The organism is bacterium (genome assembly GCA_021372535.1).
In the GTDB taxonomy this organism is placed as follows: Bacteria; Latescibacterota; Latescibacteria; order Latescibacterales; family Latescibacteraceae; genus JAFGMP01.
Map to the genome: position 1 here is coordinate 1 of JAJFUH010000176.1, position 25,825 is coordinate 25,825.

Below are 25,825 nucleotides of genomic sequence, written 5' to 3' on the forward strand. Positions count from 1 at the left end.
GGTTCCAACCTGATCACCGTGCTGCACGACATCAGACCGGACGAGGTGTACACTCTCGGCGCACAGTCGCATGTCAGGGTTTCGTTTGACCAGCCGATCTATACAGTGAATGTCGATGCCCTCGGGACGCTGAGACTCCTCGAAGCCATCCGGATGGTCAATCCCCGCATCAGGTTCTATCAGGCATCGTCGAGCGAGATGTACGGCAAGGCGCAGGAATTCCCGCAGACCGAGAAGACACCGTTCTACCCGCGAAGCCCGTACGGATGCGCAAAGGTTTTCTCCTACTGGCAGACCGTGAACTACCGTGAAGCCTACAACCTGTTTGCATGCAACGGTATCCTTTTCAACCATGAATCCCCGCGGAGGGGCGAAACCTTCGTGACACGGAAAATCACCCGCGCCGCTACACGTATCAAGCTCGGACTCGCCGGAAAACTCTTTCTCGGCAATCTCGATGCGCGCCGTGACTGGGGATATGCGGGCGACTATGTCGAGGCGATGTGGCTCATGCTTCAGCACGACAAACCCGGCGATTATGTCATAGCCACCGGTGAAACCCATTCGATACGGGAATTCCTCGATGAGACGTTCGGATATCTCGATCTCGACTGGCATGAATATGTCGAAATCGACCCCCGTTATTACCGGCCCACCGAAGTCGATGTACTTCTTGGCGATGCCTCCAGGGCTCGCACGACGCTCGGATGGACGGTAAAGGTCACCTTCAGGGAGCTCGTACGGATGATGGTCGATGCTGACATGAAACTGGCCGAACGTGAGCGCGTTGTACAAAATTACGAAAACGGTGCGCAGTCATGATCCGGACAGACGATGATTTCTGGAAAAAACGCCGTATCGTGGTGACTGGCGCTCATGGATTCCTGGGCGGATATGTGCTCGATGGTCTCGCTGCCCGGGGTGCGGAGCATGTCATGGCTCCACGGATCGAGGAGTACGATCTCACCGATATTTCTGCTGTCATCGGCATGTATGAGGATTGCAGGCCCGATATAGTCATTCATCTTGCGGCGGTTGTCGGCGGGATCGGTGCAAACATGGCCCATCCGGGGGAGTTTTTTTACAAGAACCTCATCATGGGTGTGCAGCTCATCGAAGAAGCCCGTAAGCGGGGAATCGAGAAATTCGTTGCCATCGGCACCATCTGCGCATACCCAAAGCATACACCGGTCCCGTTCAGGGATGAACACCTCTGGGACGGATATCCCGAAGAGACCAATGCTCCCTATGGCCTTGCAAAAAAGATGCTCCTCGTCCAGTCCCAGGCCTACCGTCAGGAGTACGGTTTCAACTCGATTTTCCTGCTGCCGGTGAACCTGTACGGCCCGCACGACAATTTCGATCCTGCATCGAGCCATGTCATTCCGGCGCTTATCAAAAAATGCTTCGACGCTCTCGACGACGGGAAAGACCATATTGTCTGCTGGGGTACGGGAACAGTATCGCGTGAATTCATCTATGCCGCCGACGCCGCTGAGGCCATCCTGCTCGCAGCCGAGAAGTACAATAAATCCGATCCGGTAAATGTCGGCTCGGGCTTTGAAATAACCATCCGTGATCTCGTGGAAAAGATCGCCGCAATAACCGGCTTTACCGGTGAGATACATTGGGACCCGGGCAAACCGGACGGCCAGCCGCGAAGAAGACTGGATACCGGGCGGGCTTTCAGGGAGTTCGGATTCAGGGCGGCAACGGACTTTGACGAGGGGCTCAGGCAGACAATAGAATGGTACCGGTCGGTTCGTTATCAGGAACGAACCAGGAAATAACAATCAGGCGCGGTGTATTCAGCACGGGCTTCGTATATGATCGCCGGGTATTGAGTACGTTTCCGTGATGGTCTGTGCCCGAACCGTTTCTGAACATAGAGGAACATAACGAGCATGGCGATCACGATACTTATGTAAAGAAACATGAACAGCTGCTTACGCTTTAAAATCATGAAAAATCCTCCCATAGGCAAAAACTACGCTTTCCGGTTGTCAAAGTCAAGCTTTGTATTCTTTCAAAAATTCTCCATTTTCAAAGAACATTGTTGAAGTGTACTTTCCTTTGTGTGTAAAGTATAGTATTATATTAAAAAGGTGTTTTTAAAAAAATGAGAGTTTGACAGGGCTGCTTTTTACCTTTACACCTGCCTTCCGGTTTGTTATATTAATCGATCATGTCGAAAGGGAAGCGAATGCCGGTTGATATCGTGATTACGCTCGGCGGAGAAAAAGTCGCTGCCGAACTGAATGACTCCGACACCGCGCTGGCGATTGCACAAATGCTGCCGATTGAAACCGATTTTTCGACATGGGGTGATGAGATATATTTCCCTGTCCCGGTAAAAATGGGAACGGAAAACGGTAAAGATATCGTTGAACTCGGTGAACTGGGATACTGGCCGCCCGGAAATGCATTCTGTATCTTCTACGGCGCCACACCCGGCTCGACCGAAGATAAAATTCGGCCGGCGAGTACCGTAAACCCGATAGGAAAGATCAAAGGAGACCCGAAAATATTCAGGAAGCTTGCGATGTTGTCGAGTCGCATAAAACTTGAAAAAGCCTGAAAATTACTGACATATGGGGCTGTAGCTCAGCTGGGAGAGCGCTAGAATCGCACTCTAGAGGCCGTCGGTTCGATCCCGATCAGCTCCACCAAAATAAAAAAGACTTAACCACTTGAGGTTAAGTCTTTTTTTGTTAAGGATCAGTTAACCAGAACTATTCCTGCATTTGATTGAACGCGGATTTACGCGGATTTGTTTTTTAATTTTTTTGTCGATGATTAGTGGTCACTAAAGATAGTATTAATGATCTATTATGTGTCTTTGTATTTTTGTGGTAAACTATTATCATGAGTAATTCGGGTTTAGAAGAAAAAACACTTTACTCATTCTATACCAACATATATCATAGTATGGAGATGGGATATAGAATTCAATTTTTGAATCTTCCACAAAGAACATAAATATTTTCAAGTATTGGATATTGTCATGAACGAGTGGCAATTCAGAGGAGTGAAATCATGAAAAATAAAGTGAATATTGATCGTCGTTCCGCAATAAAGACCATAGGAGCGCTCGGAATTACCAGTACTTTGGTTTCCGGAAAAGCTTTTGGACAAATCAAAAAAGCCGATGCGTTTGCTGTTGTTGGCGCCAGTACTCCGCCCGAAGTGGTAATAACCGCTCTTGATGAAAATATTGTGAAGGGACTTGGTATTACCATTGATTATAAGAGTGATCCTAAGGAGATGACAACGCTTGACGGATACAGACTGCTGATTACTCTTCATTACGGGCCATTTACGAAAGAGCAGGAGAAAATGGTTCAGGCATTTGTTCAAAATGGCGGCGGCGCATTATTTCTACATAACAGCACCGATATTGCAAAGGCGAAAGGGACAGAAATCATACGTGACGTAATAGGCGGTTACTGGTTACGACATACTGAAATACGGCCGTACATAGTGAGAATAACGAACAGGAACCACCCCATAACAAAGGGCGTGAATGATTTTGTGATTACAGGCGAACATCACTATAATCAATATGATAAGGATCCCCGTTATGTCTTCATGATCAATGAGTCAATAGACGGCTGGGCGTATAATAATATTGAGGGCGATGAACATTACGACCAGCAACTCGGGGACAGGGGTTTTGGTCCTTCAGGCTGCTCCGGCTGGGCGTACGATTATGGAAACGGCAGAGTGTGCTTCATGGCGCCCGGTCATACCCTCGAGGTGCTTAGACATCCGGAATATGTCAAACTGCAACAGAACGCTGTTAGGTGGTGTCTGAAACAAAGCTGAAAATATATGCATTGATTCGTTGATTTTATATTTATAATCAACAAATAAAACAAAGACTTAACCATTCGAGGTTAAGTCTTTTTTATTTTTGAAATAAAGCCACACTATTGAGCGTCAAATATACAAAATAAGGATAAACATTTCATGCAGAAGGAGGAAAAGTCATGAAAAAAACAGTTCTTGCTCTAACGCCCGTTATTCTTTTTTACGCGATGTTGTGTTGTGGCCGGAATAGTTATGCAATTAACGAGACTGTAAGCGGCCATGAAATACGGGCTTATTGGTATAACGTTCCGCAGGATTCAGTAAAGATTGAGGTAATGAATCAAGTTATACAGTTCCAGTCATCACTGCAAGTTTACGGTAAAACTCCGGATGATTCATTTCAGGTACAGGTCGAAGTTTATTCGAAAAGCGGTGAAAAGGTATATGTAAACACCTTTGAAATAAAAAAAGGACAAAAACAGGAGTCATTTTCGATTCAATTTAATGGAGATTGTTTCTCGCTCGAATGCCCTGTTCAGTATTTAGCGGAAAATCCGGACAGGATCATTGTAACTGTCAAATCATCGAATGAAGAGATTACAAAGGAAATAAAATGCCGTTATCACCGTCTATACGGCCATGTAAGCGATTTTAACGGCAATCCGTATGAAGGTATTGTATCGATCAGCCCGGAAGCGTTTTTATCAGGAACGAGCATACGATGCGATTCAATGGGCAATTATGATATCGAGGTACCGGAACGAACATATAATTCTGTCATTTGTTTTGCCGAGAGCTATGCAATAAGTACGCTGGAGGTCTGGGCATGGCATATCATTATCGATTCCGATCAGCGGCTCGATTTCACTGTTGGAACCGGAGAGGTTTATAATTTGAATGTCTGGCCGAACAATGGCGGCTCCAATACTTATTTAATATCTTTCAGACCGATGGTGCTTCCCTTTACCAAAAACAACACTATGCAAGAATTACTGGCAAATATCAAAAAATACCCTGTCACAATTAATAACAATGTATTCCAGGCCGAAGACGAGGCATTTGAGCTTGAACCCGATGATATAACTGTATGGATTAACGACACAGAAGCACAAATAATTTCATTACAAAAATATTATGAAACGGGAAAGAAGAAGGCACAGACCTCTTACATTGTCCAGGTCAGCAGGGATGGATTTAGCCGTGAGGGAAAACAAACCGTTAAGCTTGAGTTTAAAACAGAACTTGAAAAAAACGGTGAAAAAGTGCGACGATACAGTATGGGATATTACCAGTTTAATCTCAATTTTACCGGGCTTTCTTACTTTTAGAAACCTTTGGAATAATTATCAGTAACATGCTCGAATGCCCGATATAATGCTGTGCTTCCCTCTCCTGTTTACGGGAGAAGGACCGAGGGTAAGGGTAATAATTCTATAAATACAATCGGTTCGCAAATCGGACAAATAGCTCCACCAAAAATAAAAAAGACTTAACCACTTTAGGTTAAGTCTTTTTTTTATGGCAGGTGAATGGCTCAGGCGACTGTGGTGAGTAATGTCCCGACCGATGTGACAACCATCAGATAGATGACTCCGAGCCAGACTAATCCTGCGGTAAGTATAAAGGCTTTTGTTTTCATGGCTGGTCCCTCTTCTCTATCAAATGGTATTGCATTCTTTCTTCTTTCTATTATATGAGACGTATTCTTGGGCGGAAAGGTTTAAAATATTTGTGTTCTGGTTCACTGGTCCCGAATGGATAAAAAAAGCGCCCGAATGAGGGGCGCTTTTTTCTCCGGCTGGCGTTCGACTCAGGCGACTGTGGTGAGCAGTGTTCCGACCGATGTGACAACCATCAGATAGATGACCCCGAACCAGACTAAGCCTGCGGTGATTATTGCGGCTTTCGTTTTCATCGTGGTTTCCTCTGTATTGTTATTGTTTTTATATTCTTTTTTCTTCTTTCTGTAATATGAGACGGATTCCGGGCCGGAAAAATTTCAAAAATATTCCCCGTTCATTTATCTCATATGGCTCAAAAAAAAGCGCCCGATTGAGGGGCGCTTTTTCTCCGGTTGGTGTCCTGCTCAGGCGACAGTGGTGAGCAGTGTCCCGACCGATGTGACAACCATCAGATAGATGACACCGAGCCAGACTAATCCTGCGGTGATTATAAAGGCTTTTGTTCTCATGGCTGGTACCTCTCTCTATCAAAAGGTCTTATATTCTTTCTTCTTTCTGTTATATGAGACGGATTCCCGGACGAAAAAGTTTAAAAACATTTTGCGTTCAGGTTCACTTATCACGGATGGAATAAAAAAAGCGCCCGAATGAGGGGCGCTTTTTTTATCCGGCTGGCGTTCGACTCAGGCGACGGTGGTGAGCAGTGTTCCGACCGATGTGACAACCATCAGATAGATGACCCCGAACCAGACTAACCCTGCGGTGATTATGGCGGCTTTCGTTTTCATGATGGTTTCCTCTTTATAGTTATTGTTTTTTATATTCTCTTTCTTCTTTCTGTTATATGAGACGGATACACGCCCGGAAAAATTTCAAAAAAGTGAAAAATTCCGCATGACACCACTATTCGGCAGTATCTCAGAATACAAAATATTCATCATTTATGTCGAACAGGCGATTTGTTGAACTTGCATTTGGATACAGTGTTACCTATATTCGATGTGTTTAATCCTTAACCATTCCGGCATCTTTTAACCGTGGAGGAAAAACATGGTTCTTTCGCCTGTTGACTGGATTACCATTATTGCATATTTCACAGTCGTTTTTGCAGTGGGATTCCATTTCTCGCGAAAAGAGCGTGATTCGCAGCAGTATTTTCTCGCGGGCCGTAATGTGGGATGGTTTGCAGTCGGCGCATCGATCTTTGCCACCAACATCGGAAGCGAGCACTTCATCGGCCTTGCCGGTTCGGGCGCGGACAGCGGTCTTGCGGTGGGGGCATATGAAATATCAGCGGTTTACTGTATTCTCATCCTCGGCTGGGTCTTTCTCCCCTACTATCTTAAAAGCAAAGTATTTACCATGCCGGAATACCTGGAACGGAGGTTTAATCCCGGATGCAGGTGGTTCCTGACAGGTATTTCACTGTTTGCCTATGTTTTTACCAAGATTTCGGTTTCGCTTTTTGCCGGTGCAATTCTTATCGAAGCGGTCGTGGGCTGGCCGCCGCTTGTTTCCGCAATACTCCTCGTCGTTGCAACCGGAGTATATACCATCGCAGGCGGGTTGTCGGCGGTGATCTATACCGATATGATCCAGGCCTTCATTCTCATCGGCGGCTCGATTGTGCTCACACTCATCGGTCTGGACAAGGTTGGCGGTTTCACCGGCTTACGGGCGGGTCTGCCCCCGGATTTTTTCCATATGATCAAACCCATGAACCATATGGTGTACCCGTGGACCGGGACAATAATCGGTATAATCATTCTGGGAATATGGTACTGGTGTACGGATCAGGTCATCGTACAACGGGCTCTCGGGGCGAAAAACCTGACACACTCACGGGGAAGCGCCCTTTTCGCGGCATTTCTCAAGATATTTCCCCTGTTTATTCTGGTACTTCCCGGTCTCATCGCCAGGGTTTTATGGACCGGGGAAATCGCCGCCAATCCCGACAGAGCGTATCCTCTTATTGTTACACGCCTGATGCCTTCGGGCTTGACCGGGCTCATGATTGCCGCATTGCTTGCAGCGCTCATGTCATCGCTCAGCGCGGTGTTTAATTCCTGCTCGACACTCATAACCATGGATGTTTACCGTAAAATGAAACCCGAAGCCTCCGAAAAGAAACTCGTATCCGTGGGGCGATGGGTCACTGCGGGCATAGTACTCATTTCCATACTCTGGATTCCGATGATACGGTTTTTATCGAACCAGATATACCAGTATCTCCAGAGTATCCAGGCCTATATCGGCGCGCCGATCACCGCCGTGTTCCTTACCGGAATCATATGGAAGCGCGCCACTGGAAAGGCCGCAATCATCACTCTGGTGACCGGAGGTTTCCTTGGCCTCCTCCGTTTTCTCACTGATATCCTGTCGAAGATAGGATATACCGATCTCGGTCCGTTAAACATGCTGACCGGATACGCATTTCTGAATTTCAGCGTTCTTTTGTTTATATTCTGTACAGGATGCATGATAGTGCTCTCGCTCATGACACGCGAACCCAGACCGGCCGGGCTCGAAGACCTCACCTTCTCCCATAAAACCATGTCGCTCGGTGTCAGCAAAGTGTGGGTCTGGGTCCATATCATGCTTTCAATTCTTGTGGGAGGTATTGCGTTAACGATCTGGACGCATTTTGCCTGATTGCGGCAATATACGGTTTTTTTAATTCCCCCTCAAACCATACGGTACTTTCCGGCTCCGAAACTGTTCCGGCAGTCAAGCCATATTATTAACAAAACTTAATAGGCCATGGTATGACGTGGATCATGTGGATCAAGTGAATTCATATTTTTATAATTTCATTGAGTTAATGCAGTTGAAAATAATTTCCAATATCAGTATAAATAATATATTATATCTCTTTTTGATCATGTTTCTTCCCACCGGAACAATGCGCGGCCCGGCACATGTAAAACAAAATTTAAATGAATGAAATGGAATAAAAGAACCAAAAACATGATAGACCGAACACTGCAATCCATATCGATATTCATTGACTTTACAATCATAAATTAATAAATTATTCAAGATAAGTTATTTTATTAATCCTCAACCGTGTGAGAGTATTATTGAAAAATAAAAATCTGTTCTTTTTATGGATAGTTGTTTCCCTTCCGCTTCTGACAATGTGTGAGTCAGGTAATGATAAAAACATAACGGGAAACTATATCAACAGAAAACCGGGAAAACTGGAAAGCACTACAGCACAGTTCGATTCTCTTTATACCTATGCAGTCAGTATCGGTGATGCCACATATCTCTTTGCTGGCCGATACGGAAAGGCTTCTGCCTTTGCAACTGTAAAATTTCCCCAACCCACATCATCGCTCCTCGATAGTCTGGAAAAAGCAACCTTAAAAATGAATGTCGGTTCAGTATGGAAAGACGGTACTGCCGCATTCGCACTCTATGAAACCATATCCGACTGGTCAGACAGCGTTCGTCTTGACCGTGATAAATTTCTTTCAGGACTTCAATCACCGGTATCCATATTCGCCGATACCGCTTCAAGTATCGGTTCGCTCGATTTCGAGCTCCCCCCAGAAGTAATAAACTCCATAAGGACATGGAATTTGAACGGATCGTTCCTTGTTACCAGCACCGGCGATGGAAACACCATGGTCAATCTGACCTCATGGAATTCCAGTTATAAACCATATATTGAATTCCTTGTCCGCAAGGCAGGAGGAGCGATCGATACTACAAAAACCTCCTGTATCCTTACAAACTATGGCTTTGATACGGGATTTGATCCCGGCTCTTCGAATCGTATGAACATAGTATCCGATGCTGATGCCCGGGCGTTTGTCTTCAAGTATTCTCTTCCCGAATCCCTCTCTCCGGCCATGGTAATAAATGGCTGCACAGCGCGAATCAACATCATTGACACTCTCATACCAACTTCGGACGGCATGAAGATCGGCTTTTATCTACTCACTGCTCAGGTAGGGTTATTCACCAGTGCCACCTACGACAGCGAATCCAGCATTGAGGAGACTATAACCGAAGGGCAAACATATCTGGACATAGATATATCAAGCTTCATGAATGCGTGGCATAAAACAGGTGCATCAAATTATGGTATTCTGGTCAAGCCGTTAACGACCAGTACATATCTTAATCAGGTTATATTGGCACCGGAAGATTCCGTTACCATTTCTTATACGACCTATCCGGAGGTTGAGTGATTATGAAGCATGGTGTGATGATTACAGCTTTTTTGATGTGCTTCATATATATCCTTCCCGAGGGCAGGTGCGGATCGCTTTACTCGGCGAACGGTCTCGGTATTGTGCTCCCCGATGATGTCGGCAGGGCGAAGGCGCTCGGCGGCGCGGGTATTGCCGTTGGAGATGGTATAAACATGATGCGGGGAAATCCAGCGCTTCTGGCCAGCTTCTCGAGCCCATCATATGGATTTTCAGCAGTTTATGACAACGCTAAAACCTTTACGGGCGGCACGGAGCGGCCTGTTTACGCCAAAACGAATTTCAACCTTCTGAAGTTCGTGCTCCCTATCCGGAAAGGAATCGTCATAGGATGGGGACTATCGCCATTTTCACGTACCGATGCGATTATAACGCTGCCAAAGGAACCGGATTCACAATATCAGGACGAAATGAAAACAAGAGGCGGAATCAATATATCTACCATCGGAATTGCCGGTACCGTTAAAAACAGGGTAAGCTTCGGTGTGGCGTTGAACTATCACTTCGGTACGATCGAAGAAGACTGGAAACGGACGTTCCCGGCTGATTCGGGTTTAAATACTGCAACGGATTACCTCAAGAAAAAATACAAAGGATACAGCACAACATTCGGCATTCTGGTAAATCCCTATAAAACCACATACATTGGTATTGGTTATACAACTCAGACCGATCTTACAATGAACGCCGTGCTGCATCCGGGAGATTCGCTTGATCCGGAAGTCCCTATTCTGACGAAAAAAACTCGGATTCCCTCCATTTTTCGAATGGGTGTGTCATCTCTTGTAGGTACCCATCTTATGGCAACATTTGATTATTCATATGAAAAATGGGAAAATGCTGCAAAAACCGAAAAAGAAAAAGAAATGTACAATGACTCGATTCGTTTCGGAGGTGGCGTACGGTATAAACCCTCGAATAAATTCAATGCGCCCTACTATCTGACTGTGCCCGTTTCAGCCGGTTTCAGATACGGAACCCTGTATTATAAAAGTTATCCGGAAATCGATACTGTTACAGAAAAAGCGCTGACATTCGGATTGGAATTTCCACTAAAGAAAAATATCGGGAAACTGATCAGTTCTTTTGAATACGGTGTCCGGGGGGACAAAGATAAGAACGGTTGGGATGAGACATTTTACAGCTTCAGCCTTTCCCTTATTGGTAAAATCAAATAGGGGGAATGATGTTCCGGCTGACCTTTGTGTTGGTTTTTTTACTGCTCACCCTTCCCTATTCCGTTCATGCAAGCGATTCGAGTTATATCACTTCCGGAACAATCCGGGCGCGGGCGCTTGCGATGGGAAGTGCCTATTTTTCGGTAGAAGACGATTTCTCGTCCGGTCTGTACAATCCGGGAACTTTCAGGGTCAATGCAACCAGGGCCGAACGACCGTTCAGATTGTTTTTTAATCCTGTTCTTATCGGAACAGGTTTGTATGATTTATCCGAGTATGACCTTGATTTTAAAAAGGATGACGAGCTCACCACGGAAGAGATGTTGTTGACGGCGGCGACTATGCTGAAAGGGGCTGTTTATTCAACTCCGTTTTTAGACATGGGTGTTGCTCTTTGGGAGGAAGTAATAACTACCGAAGCGGATGGAGCGGCAAACAGGCATTTTTTCTCGATCGAAAATCTTGCGAAAAATTCATTCCATTCCGCTTTCATGAATATAAAAATTGCATCCTCTGTCTCTATCGGTGTTGCGGGAACCCTCTATAACCAGAGAGAAAACGGAAAATATAAATTCATGAGCGGACATACATTCGGTGTCATGCTCAATCCAAATCCGAAATTAAAAGTGGGTATAACATACAATTTTTTTCCGGAAGACTTTTACGGAGCGCGATTCGGACTCGAAAGTCTGGAAAATGAAACCGTAACAGGAGGGATTTCATATTATCCGGATAAAAATACAGTATTGTCGATAGATTTGAGAAACCTTAATAAGGAGGATAAAAGCACATCCCGTGAGATTCACGCTGGTTTTGAAAAGCAGTTTGCAGGTATCTTGGCCCTGCGCGCAGGTTATTATCGCAAAAAAACAACGCAAAATGACGTGCTTTCGTTTGGAGTCGGCCTGTTACCAAAGTGGGAAAAAATCAGCAAATTCGCGACATCATCCAGAAACGACAGATTATCATACACTGTCATTTTCGAGGAGGATGGTTTTAAAAGAAGCTGGCATGTGTTTTCATTGTTACTTCGGTACTAATGTAAGGGAGGAATCGCCATGAATACGTTGTGGAAATTATCAATACCTTTACTTATAGTATCCTTGGGTTCAGGCTGCGGAGCACCTGCAAAAAAAGTGACTCAACTTGATGAATCCGTTCAAAAACAGCAGAAAAACCTGAAGGATGCCGTTGAACAGGTTGATCGCAATGCATCGGAAATTCGTAACACTACCATAGCGCTGGAGGATATTCAGAAACGATTGACCGAGATTGAAAACAAACTCAATTCTTCGGCGACTTCTGAAAATACCCAGGTACAGGAAATGAAGGAAAATCTTGCATTCCTGAACGATCAGGTGCTCCGGATCGATAATTCCCTGAGAACCAGCAGGCCGGCGACCACTCCGAAACCCAAGGCGCCGTCAGCCTTCAAGCCCGGCGGTTTTCAGGTAACTCAGGCATATGAGGCTGCCCGTACGGAATATGAAGCCCGCCGATACGAGTCGGCAATAAGCGGTTTCAACGAAGTGCTGACTGTAACGCCTAACAGTAATCTTGCCGATAATGCGCAGTACTGGATCGGTGAATGCTACTATTCCATCGGGAATTTTGAAAAAGCACTCGACGCTTTCACCAAGGTTTTCAATTATCCCGAAAGCAACAAGCTTCCCGATGCACATTACAAGGTTGCAAAGACATATCTCAAACTGGGCAAAACCGATGCCGCCAAGGAAGAGTACAAGACTGTCATCCAGAATTATCCCGGTACGAATGCGGCTGAATACGCCCGGTCGGAACTGACCAAACTGGGAGAATAATGAGTGTTTTATCATGCCGTAACGGCTGGTTTATTATAGTTGTTATAACGATGACGATACTCTGTGCGGGTTGCGGTGTTACGAAACTTCACGGTTCTGACCGTGAAAGCCAGATACCGCCGTCAAACAGGCAGGTTGCGGAAACTGTTCTTGAATATGCATTGAATGATCTCGATATTCCTCCCGGCGGAGGAAAGGAAGTACGCTGTACGGTCGAAGGAACGGGGGAACCGGCCGAGATGGCGCAAGTTATGGCGCCTGAATTTCTTCTCAACCGCGGATTCCGGTTATCGAGCAGAAGCGAGACAGAAGCTGAAATACAAATCAGCGTGGATACGCTCTATATACACCTTTCTGTCGGGAAATCAGCACAGGGCGGAAAGCGGGTTTCACGTTCCGCTGAAGCGCGTGTCAGTGCTGTATTCTTTGAAAGTGACGGCACGCGGAAGGTTTTTAACGGTAGGGGGATTTTGCCGGACAGTTTCGGGGTATCGATGCTTAAAACTGTCGGCAATGATGAATCATATGTAATTCAAAGTAACCATATAGTCAGTATCTTAAAACCGGTTGTTTTTGGTTGCGCAATAACGACTTTGGCATGGATTCTGTATTCATATCGGGGGTAGTGTGATCTCTGGCGTCATACAAACTGATAATCGTGTTTATCGGTTATTTATATTTTTAATGATTATAATCATTATGTCCGGTTGTTCAAAACGAGCTCAGAAAGAGGTTCAGGACGATCAGTTCTTTTTCGACCGTGGCATGAAGTATATGCAGAAAAAGAACTATGAACTGGCTATCAAGGATTTTCAAACCGTTGTTGACAGGGGTACCTCAGATATTGTCGACAAAGCTCAGTACTGGCTTGGTGAAGCCCATTATAAAAATGAGGATTATATCACAGCCGCATATGAATACGAACGTGTTTATATGGATTTCCCGTCAAGCGAACTCGCCGCGGAAGCATGGTTTAAAAAAGGTATGTGCTATTTCATGGAATCGCCGAAAGCGAACCTTGACCAGGAAAACACAAACCTTGCAATCGATGAGTTCAATCGTTTTATTGAGAATTTTCCCCGCGATCAACATGGGGATGAAGCCCGCAAACATATTGATGAGCTGAAAGAAAAGCTCGCCTTCAAGGATTATAGAAACGCTGAACTGTATAGAAAGATGAAAGCCTACGATGCTGCACTCGTATATTATAGCTCAGTCATCAAAGATTATCCACGGTCCATCTGGTCCTACTACAGCAGGTATGGAATCGGTCTCGTTCATATGAAATTGAAGGAAATTGGACAGAAAAGGCTTAAAAAGCTCAATAAAATGCAGAACGTCGAAAAACGCCTGATCGACGATGCAAATGAAAAGATCACCAAAGAGCATGATCTTGCACGAGATTCATTTACCCTCGTGGTAAATTCCGATACGGATACCTCTCTTAAGAAAAAAGCTTCGCAAAAGTTATCCGAACTCGAGCAATCCGGGGAATCCAAGTGAAAAGAGTCGGCTTGTTCGGCGGTACATTCGATCCGATACATACCGGTCACCTGATTATCGTTCAGGCAGTCTATGAAAAAACAGGCCTCGATTCCGTGGTGTTCATACCATCGGCCAATCCTCCTCATAAAGAAGGACCGGATATCATGTTTACCCCCGAAGAACGGTACTCCATGATATCGGCGGCAATCTGCGGTAATCCTCATTTCGAAGTATCCGATATTGAAATGAAGCGCACCGGTCCCTCCTACACCATCGATACCATCCGTGAATTCAAAGCATCCGGTAAAACCGATATCGACCTTGCATTTATCGTCGGCAGGGACAATCTCTATGAAATCTCTTCATGGAAAGATCCTCTGTCCATCATCCGGGAATGCAGAATCATCGTGGCAGAAAGACCATACCATGACACGAGAGAAATCCCCGGGTGGCTCAGTGATCATATCGAGATTGTCAGCGTACCGCTCGTGGATATCTCCTCGACTGTTATCCGCTCCAGAATCCGTGAAGGAAAGAGTATACGATATATGGTTCCTGGCCCGGTTGCAGATGCCATTGAACATAAATTAGGCATGCATGGGATATGATTATATCCTTATTTTATGATTGTTTCGGTATTATTTCTGTGATACCCACATAAATTTTCATTGCGATTTACGATAAGATACCTTAAAATTTATATGTATGAAATAGTGTATATTTTATATGCATATCTCTTTTTTATTCATATCTGATCCGGCTGGTAAAAACGATGAGAGAGATCATTGAAGACATTCGGGCAAAGCTCCGGAGTAATGCGTACAAGAATAGAGAACACATCAGGCTTTCGCTGGTTGTCCGTATTCTAAGCCAATCCGGCTGGGATGTATGGAATCCGTCCGAAGTCTGTCCGGATTTTATCACCGGCGCCAAATCCGATGAGACGCACGCCGATCTTGCCCTGTTTGCCGCTCCTCCCGTGCCATCGGTTTTCTTTGACATCGTAGCTCCGGGCTCGGCGGTGACTGATCTGACCCGGTTTGAACGTTTTTTCCAGGATTATCCCAGCGATAATATTCCTCTTTTCTTTATTATTACCGACGGAAGATACTGGAAATTGTATTTTTCACGAACATCGGAATCATTTCCGGACGCGAGCTTTAAAACACTCGATATGCTCGATGATTCGGCTGACGATCTTGAATCTGCTTTTTCGGATTATCTTCAAAAGTCCGCCATTGCTGACGGAAGCGCCTATGAAAAAGTCAGCAACTATCTCCGTCACAACACGATATCCGATGCTGTCAGAGAGGTTATACCGGCGGCTCGTATCCTCGTCACAGAACCGCCGTTCCCCCGTCTGCCCGAGGCTATCATTCAACTGCTCATTCAAAAGGGACTCGAAACAACGGAAAACGATGTTCTCACCATACTTCGGGAGAATGAATCTCCCAAAGTTATGCATGAATCAAAACCTTCTCCGGCAACACAACCAAATCAACCCGAACCTCCCGAAGCTCCAAAACCTGTATCTCACCCCCCTTATCCCCCTCCGCAGGAGATCAAGGATTCACCGGTAAAGACCGCTAAAATAACCGATTACTCCTATAAAAAAATCAAGAGTTTTATTTTCCGCGGGCAAACGTACTATCCGAAATCATGGAAGGAAATGCTCATAACGTATTGTGAGATCGTGTATCAGCTCAATACGAATGATTTTTATAACTGTTTGAAGCTGAAAATCAACGATCAGCGGTGTTTCAGTAAAAACATCAAGGATTTTTTCGGGAAGGCGCCGGTTCAGATCGGCGAAAGTGATTTCTATGTCATGACCGATTTGACCGCAAATCATATCGTACTGGTGGTATATAACCTGATGAAACTGTTCGGTTACAAAAAGGAGGACATCGAGATTATAATCGAATAACCGGATACCTTCATTATCTTTTACTCATATTTTATCCAAAATGTTGAATCATATTCAGCGCGACTGTATGACTACCAGATGATACTCCGGGACTCTTTAATGAATCTGTCATCCTGATGGCACAAATACACGAACTGATATCTATCGCCGTAATAAACCGATTCATACCTCAAACAATTCACCCATAAACCCGCACCCATAAAGATTTATCATGTCCGAACAGAATAAAACGCTTTATCTCATTGACGGTACGGCGCTTATGTACCGTGCATATTTTGCATTCATCAAAAATCCCCTCATCAATTCCAAGGGGGAAGATACTTCCGCAACATTCGGGTTCACCAACACGATACTTGGCCTTCTCCGGGATCATGCTCCTGATTATATCGCCATCGTATTCGATACGGGGAAACCGACCTTCCGCCACGAGATGTACGCGCAGTACAAGGCAACCCGTCAGAAAATGCCCGATGCGCTTATTCAGCAGGTCGACAGAGTCCGCGAGGCTGTCGATGCTCTCGGGCTGTTTCGGATTGAAATGGACGGGTTCGAAGCCGACGACGTCATCGGCACAATGGCCATTCAGGGCGCCCGTGAGGGTTTCGAGATATTCATGGTCACCGGGGACAAAGATTTCATGCAGCTGGTCGGACCACGAATTTCCATGTTCGTTCCCATGAAAAACGAGATTGTCGGAGAGGACGGGGTTCGCGCACGGTACGGAATACCCCCTGATAAGATTATCGATCTTTTCGGGCTCATGGGCGATACATCCGATAACGTTCCGGGGATACCGAAAGTCGGGGAAAAAACCGCATGCGAGCTTCTGGCCAGTTTCGGTTCTCTCGATGAAGTGCTTGATCGGTGGGAGGAGATTCCCAAGCCATCGATACGGGCGAGTGTTGGTGAAAACAGGGAGCTGGCGCTCCTGTCCCGGAAACTTGTCACCATCAGAACCGATGTCCCGGTTCAAATATCCTTCGATGCTCTTCAGTATAAGGGAATTGATGCCGACAAGGCCGTCCCCTTTTTCATGGAAATGGAATTCACGAGTCTTATCGGCCAGATACGAAAAAATGTCTCGGGGCCGAGACAGGCGGCTACGATCGTAACACCCGATACTATAGACGCTTTTTTTACGGAGCTTACACGCGTTCATGAGTTATCTGTCGACCTTGAAACAACCTCGATCGATCCCATGTCAGCCGAGATAGTGGGAATATCGATCGCGGCGGATGATTCCGTCTGGTACCTTCCCATCGGACATGAAACGGGCGAAAATCTCGACCGTGATGTTGTATTTCCGAGACTGAAAGCAATACTCGCCGACCGTTCGACAGCAAAAATCGGCCATAATGCAAAGTACGACGCCATCATCCTGAAACGCAACGGCTTCGAGCTCTCGCCCTGGTCGTTCGATACCATGCTCGCCGCATATGTCGTCGATCCGGGAAGTCGAAGCTATTCGCTCAAAATTCTGTCTGAGCAGTATCTCAACCACGTCATGCAGCCGATCACCGAGCTCATCGGATCGGGGAAAAACCAGCGGTCTTTCGCGACAGTCGATATCGTGAGCGCAGCCCGGTATTCGGGTGATGACGCCGATGTTACGTACAGGCTGAAAAAGGTCTTTGCGCCGCGTATCGATGAAGAGGGGCTGGCAAAGCTGTTTCATGATGTGGAAATGCCGCTCATGGAAGTGCTCATCTCCATGGAAATGCGCGGCGTATGTCTCGATGTCCCTTTTCTCGGGGATATGTCCGATGATCTCGCCCGAAATATGGAATCCCTCGAACATGAGATATATACTGCCGCCGGAGAAGAATTCAACATCAACTCACCCAAGCAGCTCGGCAGTATCCTCTTTGACAAACTTGGCCTGAAATCGGGCCGCAAAGGCAAGACGGGACTGTCGACCGATGTCGATGTACTCACGAAACTGGCGAAAGCCCACGAGCTTCCCGGCCTCATCCTCGATTACCGTCAGCTCATGAAACTCAAATCCACCTATGTCGATGCCCTTCCCGCCATGATCAACCCGGTAACCGGCCGTGTGCATACCTCGTACAACCAGGCGGTCACATCGACGGGCAGGCTGTCCTCGTCGAATCCCAATCTCCAGAATATTCCGATTCGCACCGATATCGGCCGTACCATCAGAAAGGCGTTCATTGCTCCCCCCGGTTATCTCATTTTAAGCGCTGATTACTCCCAGATCGAGCTGAGAATCATGGCACACATGTCGGGCGATCCTGTACTCACGGAAGCGTTCAGAAATGGTGAAGATGTTCACCGCAAGACCGCATCGATCCTCTTCGGTGTCTTCCCCGGAATGGTTTCAGATGACCAGCGCCGTCAGGCAAAAACCATTAATTTTGGTGTCATGTACGGCATGGGCGCATACGCCCTGTCCGAACAGCTCGGCATCAGCAGAACCGAAGCGAAAGCGTTCATCGACAATTACTTTGAAACCCATACGGGGGTCAGGGAGTTCATAGAGCTGACAGTTGCGGAAGCCGAGAAAAACGACTTTATAACGACGCTCCTCGGACGCAAACGGTATGTGACCGATATTCACAGCAGTAATCACAATGTGGCCGAGTTCGCCAAGAGGACGGCCATCAATACGCCGATTCAGGGCAGCGCGGCTGACCTCATCAAGGTTTCCATGATCAACCTTGCGCGCCGTCTTGAGGATGAACACCCGAACGCGCATATGATCCTTCAGGTTCATGACGAACTCGTCCTGGAAGTCCCGGAAAACGATCTCGAAACAGTCACAGCCGTCGTAAAGGAAACCATGGAGGGTGCGCTCGAGCTTTCAGTTCCACTCGTCGTCGATACCGGATACGGTCATAACTGGCTCGAAGCGCATTGATAAAAAAAGCGGGCATAAGGCAAAAGGCAGAAGGGATAAAGAGCAACTATACCACTGGGTGATTTTCACTGAATGCCATGACAACAGCCTTTTATAACCGCTCCGATTTTCGGAATGAATTACCGGCTGCCGGGTGAGCTTGACATTTTCGTAAAATATGGCGATATTATAGTATATAGTGGGGGCGACCTGGTTTCGACGGGGACAGGTGGCGCCTGGACTGCATGCCGTGGTTCCGACCTGGCCACGTAAAAAGGTCGGATTATAATGTAACTGCAAACGATTATTCGTATGCGATGGCTGCCTAACTAAAGGCGGCCCGTTCCACTCCGCTGTGCCCGTTCAACGGGGATGGGGCGACGATCTGACGGGATAGCCGAGGGTGCTGCCTTCGAACCGAGGCGAAATTAAAGGAGGCTTGTGAAGTGAGAGACTTGTCGGCGGATCGCTCAATTCACGAGATCAAACCCACCGACTGAGCATGGAGATGTCCTCGTGGCACGGTTTTCGGACGCGGGTTCGATTCCCGCCGCCTCCACCATATTACTGTTAATATTAGACTATTAATTGTGCCTACCTTAATCTCAATGGATAGTATCTCCTTATCAACATCGAGTGGAAGTAATCCTCCCCTTTTATGAAGCACACGAAGCATCATTTACATGGTTAGAGATTTATATCCTTGAGATGGGTGAATTCGGAATCCACGTCTCCCAGTTTCTTGGATTCATCCTCAGTTTGCTGAGTTTTTTCAAGCGTGTTTTCTTTGTGAGGGCTGCCCATCATAGCGGGTACTTTAATGAAATTTACCTTTACATAATTTACTGATTCGCTTTGCTATTGATATAATGGTAAGAATAGGTGGATTACCTGTAGAATGAGGGAGCAGTGTAGAATCAGCTATATAGAGATTTTCAGGCAATCTGTCATGATGAAACGTATCTGCTTCCTTTATTGTCAGCGGCAACATACCCCCGGGATGTCCGGCATTTATTGTTCCAAGAAAAATATTATTCTTTTCCCCTCCAAGCCGACTGAGAATCTCCGTACATATTTCAACCCCTTCGTTCAGCCTTTTCTTGTCCTGATCAGTGAGGATTTTATTAAGCTTCTTATTTGAAATACTTCCTTTATTAGAGTCGGCTAATTTTATCATGATTCCCACAATATCTTTTGCAGGATATTTCCATGCCTTATTGAAAAAGTAACTCAGATAATCAAAATAAGGAGATAAGATATAATGTTCCTTTTGAACAATGAATGGCATAGGTATTTCTTTGCATTGATGACTATTTTTATATTCCATTGCCACACATAAAACCGGGTCCACAAATAAATTCTTTTCACAATCAATTCCTGAATTTTGCAGTATTACCGGTGTTGCCAGTCCTCCGGCAGCCAGTATGACAAGATCTGCCGGATAAAATCGATGAGACAGTCCTTTCTTTGCCAGTACACCGGTTACTCTTCCATCCTTTATAACTACTTTTTTTACCTTGCATTTCATTATGAGGTTCGCTCCGGCATTAAGAGCAATCTCTAAAAATCTTCGGCTGTCCCATTTTGCACCATATGAACAACCAAAAACACACCTGCCGCAATTGGTACAACGATTGAAATTTCCCATTTTGGGTGTCGACTGAGGATTCAAGTTAATTTCACGGGATATTTCAAAAAGACGGGTTGTAACTCTGCTCCATCGGTTTTGATGGTCAGTTGTAATGGGTATTTCTTGATAAATTTCTTCAAATTCATCATTCAAATCGATACCCAATGATTTTAAATCCTTGTCAATGCGGAGGGCATTTCCAGTAGAAAGGGCCGTAGTTCCTCCCAATCCAATCCCATTTACTAGAATCATTCCTTCTTCGGTTTTTCTGATTTTCATATATGAGAAAATAAGTTGAATCTCTCTTTCACTAAAGAGCAATCCTGTTTTTTTTACCTTTTCAAGTAACGGCATCTTCAGCTTGAGGGGATAAAATTCTCTTCCTGCTTCCAAGACGGTGACATCAAATGTGCCTTGTAGTTCTTTAGCAACGGTGGCACCTCCCGCCCCACTACCAACCACTATCGCTTTTTTCATATTGGCAAATCCTGTAAAACCAAACATGCTTTACAACAATCTTTCCCTTCAGTAATCCTTCCGGAAAATATGAGTTTTCCACCTCCCGACAAACCTGCAATAACTCCCTCATCAAGAGATGAAATGACCTGACAAACCTGACTTGAATAAAACCTGCTGAAGAAGCACCGTTTGATAGTAACATCCCTTTGAACAGTCATATGAAATTCAATCTTAAGAGCACGATAAAGTATCCGACTCATGGTCATCACTTCTTCAATCGTGGTAACATGGAATCTTTTTCTTATTTGTTCTCCAAGACGAAAGGCGTTTTGATACAGTCGTTTTTTAATTATTTGCATGTCATTACCCTGTTGAATCGATCTTTCAACCACTTCTTTTGTAAACAATGCATACATCTCTAAACACTCGTCAAATGATAGTCCATCAACTTGAGGTATATTACATTCGAACGCCAGAGCAGTACAATTGAACAATTCCTCGATTTTTCTTTTCTTTATAAATGTCGGTATGTAAATTTGCATAATTCTCAAGAGTAAATTCATCGAGTCTCATCCCTTCTCAGTGCGGCCGTAGTGCAGTACATACTCAGGGAGTTCGCGCTCGTCGTAAAGAGCATCAATCACGTCTTTAAACCGCCCGGTGAGCGCTTTCCTCTTAATCTTAAGGTTTGCAGTAAGATCCCCGCCTTCGATAGAAAGATCATCGTTAAGAATGGCCCAGCGTTTTACTTGTTCAGGATGGGACAGACGTGTATTAACTTCCTTTATGGCATTATCGGTTGCCTCTGGAGAAAACTCGGTACAGAGATTTTGCTTTACCCAAAGCAGAGATACACAATAAGGCCTGCTGTCTCCAATCAGCATGACCACGGAGATATTCGTGATTTCTTGTAGCATCATCTCGATTTTCACCGGATATATGTTCTTACCGTAAGAAGTCACGATAAGCTCGCTCTTGCGGCCAGAGATAACAAGGCTGCCTTCGCCAGTGAGATATCCATAATCCCCCGTTTGAAGCCAGCCTTCCCTGAAAGGCTGCTCTACTCCTCCACCATAATAACCGGAAGTCACCTGTGGACCTCGAACCAGTATCTCACCATCATCAGCTATATGCACAAGAGTGTTGGGGAGAGGCTCGCCTACTGTCCCCAGCCTGTTAGCACCAAAACGGTTCAATGTGACCAATGGAGCCTCGGTCAGTCCATAGGCATTGTGGATTTCAATGCCGAGTTCCCGGAATGATTTAAAAAGATTCTCACTTGCAGGAGCTGAACCCATAATAAGCTGGGTGCACCTTTCAAGGCCTATTTTTCTCAGAATTACCCACCGCAAAATATAGCGAAAAATTTTTTTCATAAGACCTTTATGTAATCTTAAATATTGACACCCAATCCCACTATTTAAAATTTTCTCCCATACCTTCTCATAAAATCTGGGTACTGAAAAAAATATTGTAGGCTTCACACGCGGTAGTGCATCCTGAAGATCATGAAAATCTTCAAGAAAATAAATATTCAATGGTGCAGGAATATAGTATGGTGAATACATTGTGAGGATACCCTCTACAACGTGGTTCATAGGTAAAAACGAGAGGTACGAAATTTTTTCATTCCTTGTCTTCCACGGTATCAGTGAGGCGAGAGACTCAGCCATCCACCGGAGATTATCGTGTCTGAAAATCGCGCCCTTTGGCCTGCCCGTTGTCCCCGAAGTATACCGCAGAGTTGCAGTATTATATAAAGCAATGGGAGCGTCGAGTCGCATCTCGCCACTGTTTTCCCCTTTGGCTAAAAAGTCGTTCCAGGAAATGACTTTATCATGAAGCTCTTGAGGGAGAGAGTCTTGACAAAAGGAAATCACCGGAATTGTTACGGTTAATTCCTCAACTTTCTCTATCAGTTTATATGATCCTACAAACAAGAGTCTTGAGTTACTATTCTTGATGATCTCGTCAATATCTGCCAGAGGGCATGTATAGTAAAGGGGAACGCTCACCGCACCGATGAGACCGATAGCCACATCTATGGTAAGAAAGCGAGTGCTGTTGAGTCCCACTATGGCAATACGGTCCTCGGGGCAGACATTCATGGAATACAGCGCTTTTACTGCTGCCAGTATGTTCTTACGAACTTCTGCAGTATCTCTGGTCACGATTTTACCTTTCACCACATCGTGGTAAGTCACAGGACGGCTTTTACTCTTCTGGCGGAAAATGATCTGCTCGTGAACACTCCGTTCAGTCCTGTGCATAAAGCCCGTGTAAACCGAAAACTCCAACAGGTTCGGCATGATGGCGCGCCATTCCATTTCATAACAACCCAGTAACCGGTCAGTGTTGTCTCTCATGTATCGCCTGCGCTCATTGAAGTAAGGAACCAGGGGTATTAAAGCATCAAGTATACCTTTTTGTTTGATGCGGAAAACTTTTTGAATCCTGAACCAGCGCAGAAGCAAGGAATCAGGAATTGGCAAGAACAGAGGACGTGAAAGAGTAATACCGAGACGCTCCCGTGTCCATTCTCTGACATAACCTATTAATTCACCTGCAGCAGGCAGTGATTCAAAAGGTGCTGTCAGGTGGAAATTCATACCTTCTGCCCGGGGATCGAAGGTAAGACGGGCAACCGCATCCGTAACATAGTCGACCGGGATAAGGTTGATACGTTGTGATGAACTCAAAGGAAGAACCTTCAGCCGACCGGTCATGTATAATCGTACCGGGAAATACAGGGTATTAAAGGTTTTAATGTAACCTGTGTGAGAATCACCGACTATCATCCCGGGGCGAAAAACCGAGATGGGAAACTCGACTTTAGCCGCTTGTACCAAGAGTTCACTCTCGTACTTACTAACCTCGTATGGACTTAAAAAACCGTATTCATCGGTAAGAGTGTTCTCGTGTATTTCACCTCTTCGTCCTCCGGCAACATAGGCAGTAGATACGTGAGAGAATCGTATTAAACCGTGATCAAGGTGGACTTTCCGAGCCAGTTCGAGCACATTTTTTGTACCCTGAACATTGGTCATCCTGAGTTCGTCAAGGGAGGCGCAGATGCTCACATTTGCAGCCATATGGATAATGTGAGTGAGCCTGGATACTAACTCATCATAGATAACATCCTCAAGACCTAATCCGGATTCGGTGATATTGCCCTTAACCACCTGAATCCTGTCTTCAATGGCGCCTATAAGTTCAGGAAAGTCCCACCATCCCCGAGATAGTCTGTATAGTGCCTCCTGCATGTTCTTAGCCCTTACGAGTACGATAATATCGAGGTCGGTATTTTTCAGAATCCATTGTGTTATATACGTGCCCAAGAAACCTGTCGCCCCCGTCAGGAGTATCGTACCGGTCATCCCTTAACCCCCCAACCTTGTTTCTCCACGAAAACTCTGAGTAATTCACGGTTACGTGTTGATTTTGCTATAAAGTCTTCAAATCCTCTTACAAGAATCTCCCTGATGAGCTTTGTATCCGAAAACAATCTGTCAACACGATTACTTAAAACTTCCGATAAATCTGGCGTTGAGTATTCGATAAAAAACTCCTGTAAACCCAGTTCACGGTAAAAGTCCTCAAGCCTACTGTCATGCCCCACAGCTACCTGAGGTACTTGCGCATCAAGAGAAAGAACACTTGCATGGAATCTTGAGGTTACCAGTAATTCAAGACTTCTTAAAAGAACAGTCATCTGAGAGGCGTTATAGTGCTTTGAAGAAAATATTCTCGCACGATCGGAATTGTCCATATAATGCATAATCATCCGAGCGAGAGGTTCGTCAAGCTCTTCCATGCAAATCAAGGCTACAGACTTGTCATACTTTTTGATAATACGGTCAGCCTCGGCTGCGAAAACATTTGCCAGTGTTTCAGTTGAATGGTGTCGTTCGGGTGAATGGGAAAAGTAGTACGGCCATTTGTAGCAATATTGCTTGCGGCCCCAAAGACGTATTACTACCGGCCACAAATAGAAATCCACAGCTGCAATCCCTACAATTCCGGTTGAATTATCCGGCCACACATCTTGCAGGAATGTTTTGTCGGCAGGGTTTGTAAGCAACGTATAAGCGGTGTCGGTCGTTACTTCAATTGGTGCGCTTACCCCCCAGGACTTGAGACGGGCAGCAGCGGAACCGGTTCTGGTAATAATGAGGTCCGTCTTGCTCGCCACCCGTTTTACAAGTCTTTGATTTATGGAAGATAAATCACCTGCATCGACAGCGTACGCAAGGCAGGGTTTATCCATAGCATAGGCGCAACGAGAAGCCCACAAAAAAAACCAGAGAAGGGCGGAAGTCCACGTGTCCATGTAGGTACTGCCTTCAACCAAAAGGATCAGGTCATGTTCACTCACGAGCCGTTGGAGTGATCGAAAATATATTGAGGGAATGGGAGCGATCCGAAGATTTGACTCCTCCTTGAGGTACCGTCGGAGGTTGAACTCATTCAGAGTCGGGACGGTAATGAAAACTTCAGGCCCCAGTATCGTTTTTATATCCTCTATTGTAGCCAGGAGTCTTGCCTCGGCGCCCGTGTTGTTAGCTCCGTTATAACCTACAAGGAGAACTTTCGGAATTATATCTGCATGTTTTTTCATGGTGATAACACAATCTCTTTCAAGTTTAAATTTGATAGTTTTATCACTATTTTATATATCATACATTAATAAATAGTCTAATTCTCAATCATTACTATCCAAAAAAATATAATAAAATTTTTGCGTGATCAAAACGGGA

At 45.4% G+C, this 25,825-nt stretch carries 20 protein-coding genes, 1 tRNA gene and 1 other RNA gene; 17 read left to right on the forward strand and 5 right to left on the reverse strand.

Annotated features, from left to right (window positions below; all coding sequences use genetic code 11):
- Window positions 1-822: GDP-mannose 4,6-dehydratase (gene gmd, locus LLG96_15355; protein MCE5251586.1), on the forward strand; the 822-nt coding region annotated here is incomplete at its 5' end.
- On the forward strand, window positions 819-1,790 hold the full coding sequence (locus tag LLG96_15360) for a GDP-L-fucose synthase (protein MCE5251587.1): 972 nt from the start codon (window positions 819-821) through the stop codon (window positions 1,788-1,790). The genes gmd and LLG96_15360, both read left to right, overlap by 4 nt.
- On the opposite strand, the gene LLG96_15365 is transcribed toward LLG96_15360, so the two are convergent.
- Window positions 1,769-1,963 carry a hypothetical protein gene (locus tag LLG96_15365; protein MCE5251588.1) on the reverse strand — a complete coding sequence of 65 codons (195 nt, stop codon included), beginning with the start codon at window positions 1,961-1,963 and terminating at the stop codon, window positions 1,769-1,771. The genes LLG96_15360 and LLG96_15365 overlap by 22 nt on opposite strands.
- Window positions 1,964-2,203: 240 nt before the next feature.
- Between LLG96_15365 and LLG96_15370 the strand changes: the two genes are divergently transcribed.
- The 15 genes from LLG96_15370 to ssrA all read left to right on the forward strand — a co-directional run bounded on the left by LLG96_15370 (window position 2,204) and on the right by ssrA (window position 19,541).
- On the forward strand, window positions 2,204-2,578 hold the full coding sequence (locus LLG96_15370) for a hypothetical protein (GenBank protein ID MCE5251589.1): 375 nt from the start codon (window positions 2,204-2,206) through the stop codon (window positions 2,576-2,578).
- A gap of 15 nt (window positions 2,579-2,593) precedes the next feature.
- Window positions 2,594-2,669: transfer RNA gene (locus LLG96_15375), tRNA-Ala, on the forward strand.
- A 367-nt stretch (window positions 2,670-3,036) separates the two neighbouring features.
- Window positions 3,037-3,825 carry a ThuA domain-containing protein gene (locus LLG96_15380; GenBank protein MCE5251590.1) on the forward strand — a complete coding sequence of 263 codons (789 nt, stop codon included), beginning with the start codon at window positions 3,037-3,039 and terminating at the stop codon, window positions 3,823-3,825.
- Between the two features lie 164 nt (window positions 3,826-3,989).
- Window positions 3,990-5,138 (forward strand): hypothetical protein, encoded by a 1,149-nt coding sequence (locus LLG96_15385; protein ID MCE5251591.1) that lies wholly within the window; start codon window positions 3,990-3,992, stop codon window positions 5,136-5,138.
- A 1,404-nt stretch (window positions 5,139-6,542) separates the two neighbouring features.
- Window positions 6,543-8,144 carry a sodium:solute symporter gene (locus LLG96_15390; protein ID MCE5251592.1) on the forward strand — a complete coding sequence of 534 codons (1,602 nt, stop codon included), beginning with the start codon at window positions 6,543-6,545 and terminating at the stop codon, window positions 8,142-8,144.
- A gap of 428 nt (window positions 8,145-8,572) precedes the next feature.
- Window positions 8,573-9,691, forward strand: a complete 1,119-nt coding sequence (locus tag LLG96_15395; protein MCE5251593.1) for a hypothetical protein — start codon at window positions 8,573-8,575, stop codon at window positions 9,689-9,691.
- 2 nt (window positions 9,692-9,693) lie between these two features.
- Window positions 9,694-10,890, forward strand: a complete 1,197-nt coding sequence (locus tag LLG96_15400) for a hypothetical protein (GenBank protein MCE5251594.1) — start codon at window positions 9,694-9,696, stop codon at window positions 10,888-10,890.
- Window positions 10,891-10,898: 8 nt separating this feature from the next.
- Complete coding sequence (locus LLG96_15405; protein ID MCE5251595.1) at window positions 10,899-11,930, forward strand: hypothetical protein; 1,032 nt, start codon at window positions 10,899-10,901, stop codon at window positions 11,928-11,930.
- A 96-nt stretch (window positions 11,931-12,026) separates the two neighbouring features.
- A complete protein-coding gene (ybgF, locus tag LLG96_15410; GenBank protein ID MCE5251596.1) occupies window positions 12,027-12,710 on the forward strand; it encodes a tol-pal system protein YbgF in 684 nt (227 codons plus the stop codon).
- Window positions 12,710-13,336, forward strand: coding sequence for a hypothetical protein (locus LLG96_15415; GenBank protein ID MCE5251597.1), 627 nt, complete (start codon window positions 12,710-12,712; stop codon window positions 13,334-13,336). The genes ybgF and LLG96_15415 overlap by 1 nt, the downstream gene beginning before the upstream one ends.
- 1 nt (window position 13,337) lies before the next feature.
- The gene (gene bamD, locus LLG96_15420; GenBank protein MCE5251598.1) at window positions 13,338-14,213 is read left to right on the forward strand and encodes an outer membrane protein assembly factor BamD; all 876 of its coding nucleotides are present in this window, start codon (window positions 13,338-13,340) and stop codon (window positions 14,211-14,213) included.
- Window positions 14,210-14,803 (forward strand): nicotinate-nucleotide adenylyltransferase, encoded by a 594-nt coding sequence (gene nadD, locus LLG96_15425; protein ID MCE5251599.1) that lies wholly within the window; start codon window positions 14,210-14,212, stop codon window positions 14,801-14,803. The genes bamD and nadD overlap by 4 nt, the downstream gene beginning before the upstream one ends.
- A 164-nt stretch (window positions 14,804-14,967) precedes the next feature.
- Window positions 14,968-16,122 (forward strand): hypothetical protein, encoded by a 1,155-nt coding sequence (locus LLG96_15430; GenBank protein ID MCE5251600.1) that lies wholly within the window; start codon window positions 14,968-14,970, stop codon window positions 16,120-16,122.
- A gap of 211 nt (window positions 16,123-16,333) precedes the next feature.
- A complete protein-coding gene (gene polA / locus LLG96_15435; GenBank protein ID MCE5251601.1) occupies window positions 16,334-19,000 on the forward strand; it encodes a DNA polymerase I in 2,667 nt (888 codons plus the stop codon).
- Window positions 19,001-19,180: 180 nt separating this feature from the next.
- Window positions 19,181-19,541, forward strand: a transfer-messenger RNA (tmRNA) gene (gene ssrA, locus LLG96_15440).
- A gap of 255 nt (window positions 19,542-19,796) precedes the next feature.
- On the opposite strand, the gene LLG96_15445 is transcribed toward ssrA, so the two are convergent.
- From LLG96_15445 to LLG96_15460, 4 genes are read right to left on the reverse strand one after another with little or no spacing between them, the layout of a single operon-like run.
- On the reverse strand, window positions 19,797-21,086 hold the full coding sequence (locus tag LLG96_15445) for a GMC family oxidoreductase N-terminal domain-containing protein (GenBank protein MCE5251602.1): 1,290 nt from the start codon (window positions 21,084-21,086) through the stop codon (window positions 19,797-19,799).
- A complete protein-coding gene (locus LLG96_15450; GenBank protein ID MCE5251603.1) occupies window positions 21,083-21,631 on the reverse strand; it encodes a hypothetical protein in 549 nt (182 codons plus the stop codon). The genes LLG96_15445 and LLG96_15450 overlap by 4 nt, the downstream gene beginning before the upstream one ends.
- Window positions 21,632-21,637: 6 nt before the next feature.
- Complete coding sequence (locus LLG96_15455) at window positions 21,638-24,445, reverse strand: AMP-binding protein (protein ID MCE5251604.1); 2,808 nt, start codon at window positions 24,443-24,445, stop codon at window positions 21,638-21,640.
- Complete coding sequence (locus LLG96_15460) at window positions 24,442-25,686, reverse strand: polysaccharide pyruvyl transferase family protein (GenBank protein ID MCE5251605.1); 1,245 nt, start codon at window positions 25,684-25,686, stop codon at window positions 24,442-24,444. The genes LLG96_15455 and LLG96_15460 overlap by 4 nt, the downstream gene beginning before the upstream one ends.
- Between the last annotated feature and the right edge of the window lie 139 nt (window positions 25,687-25,825).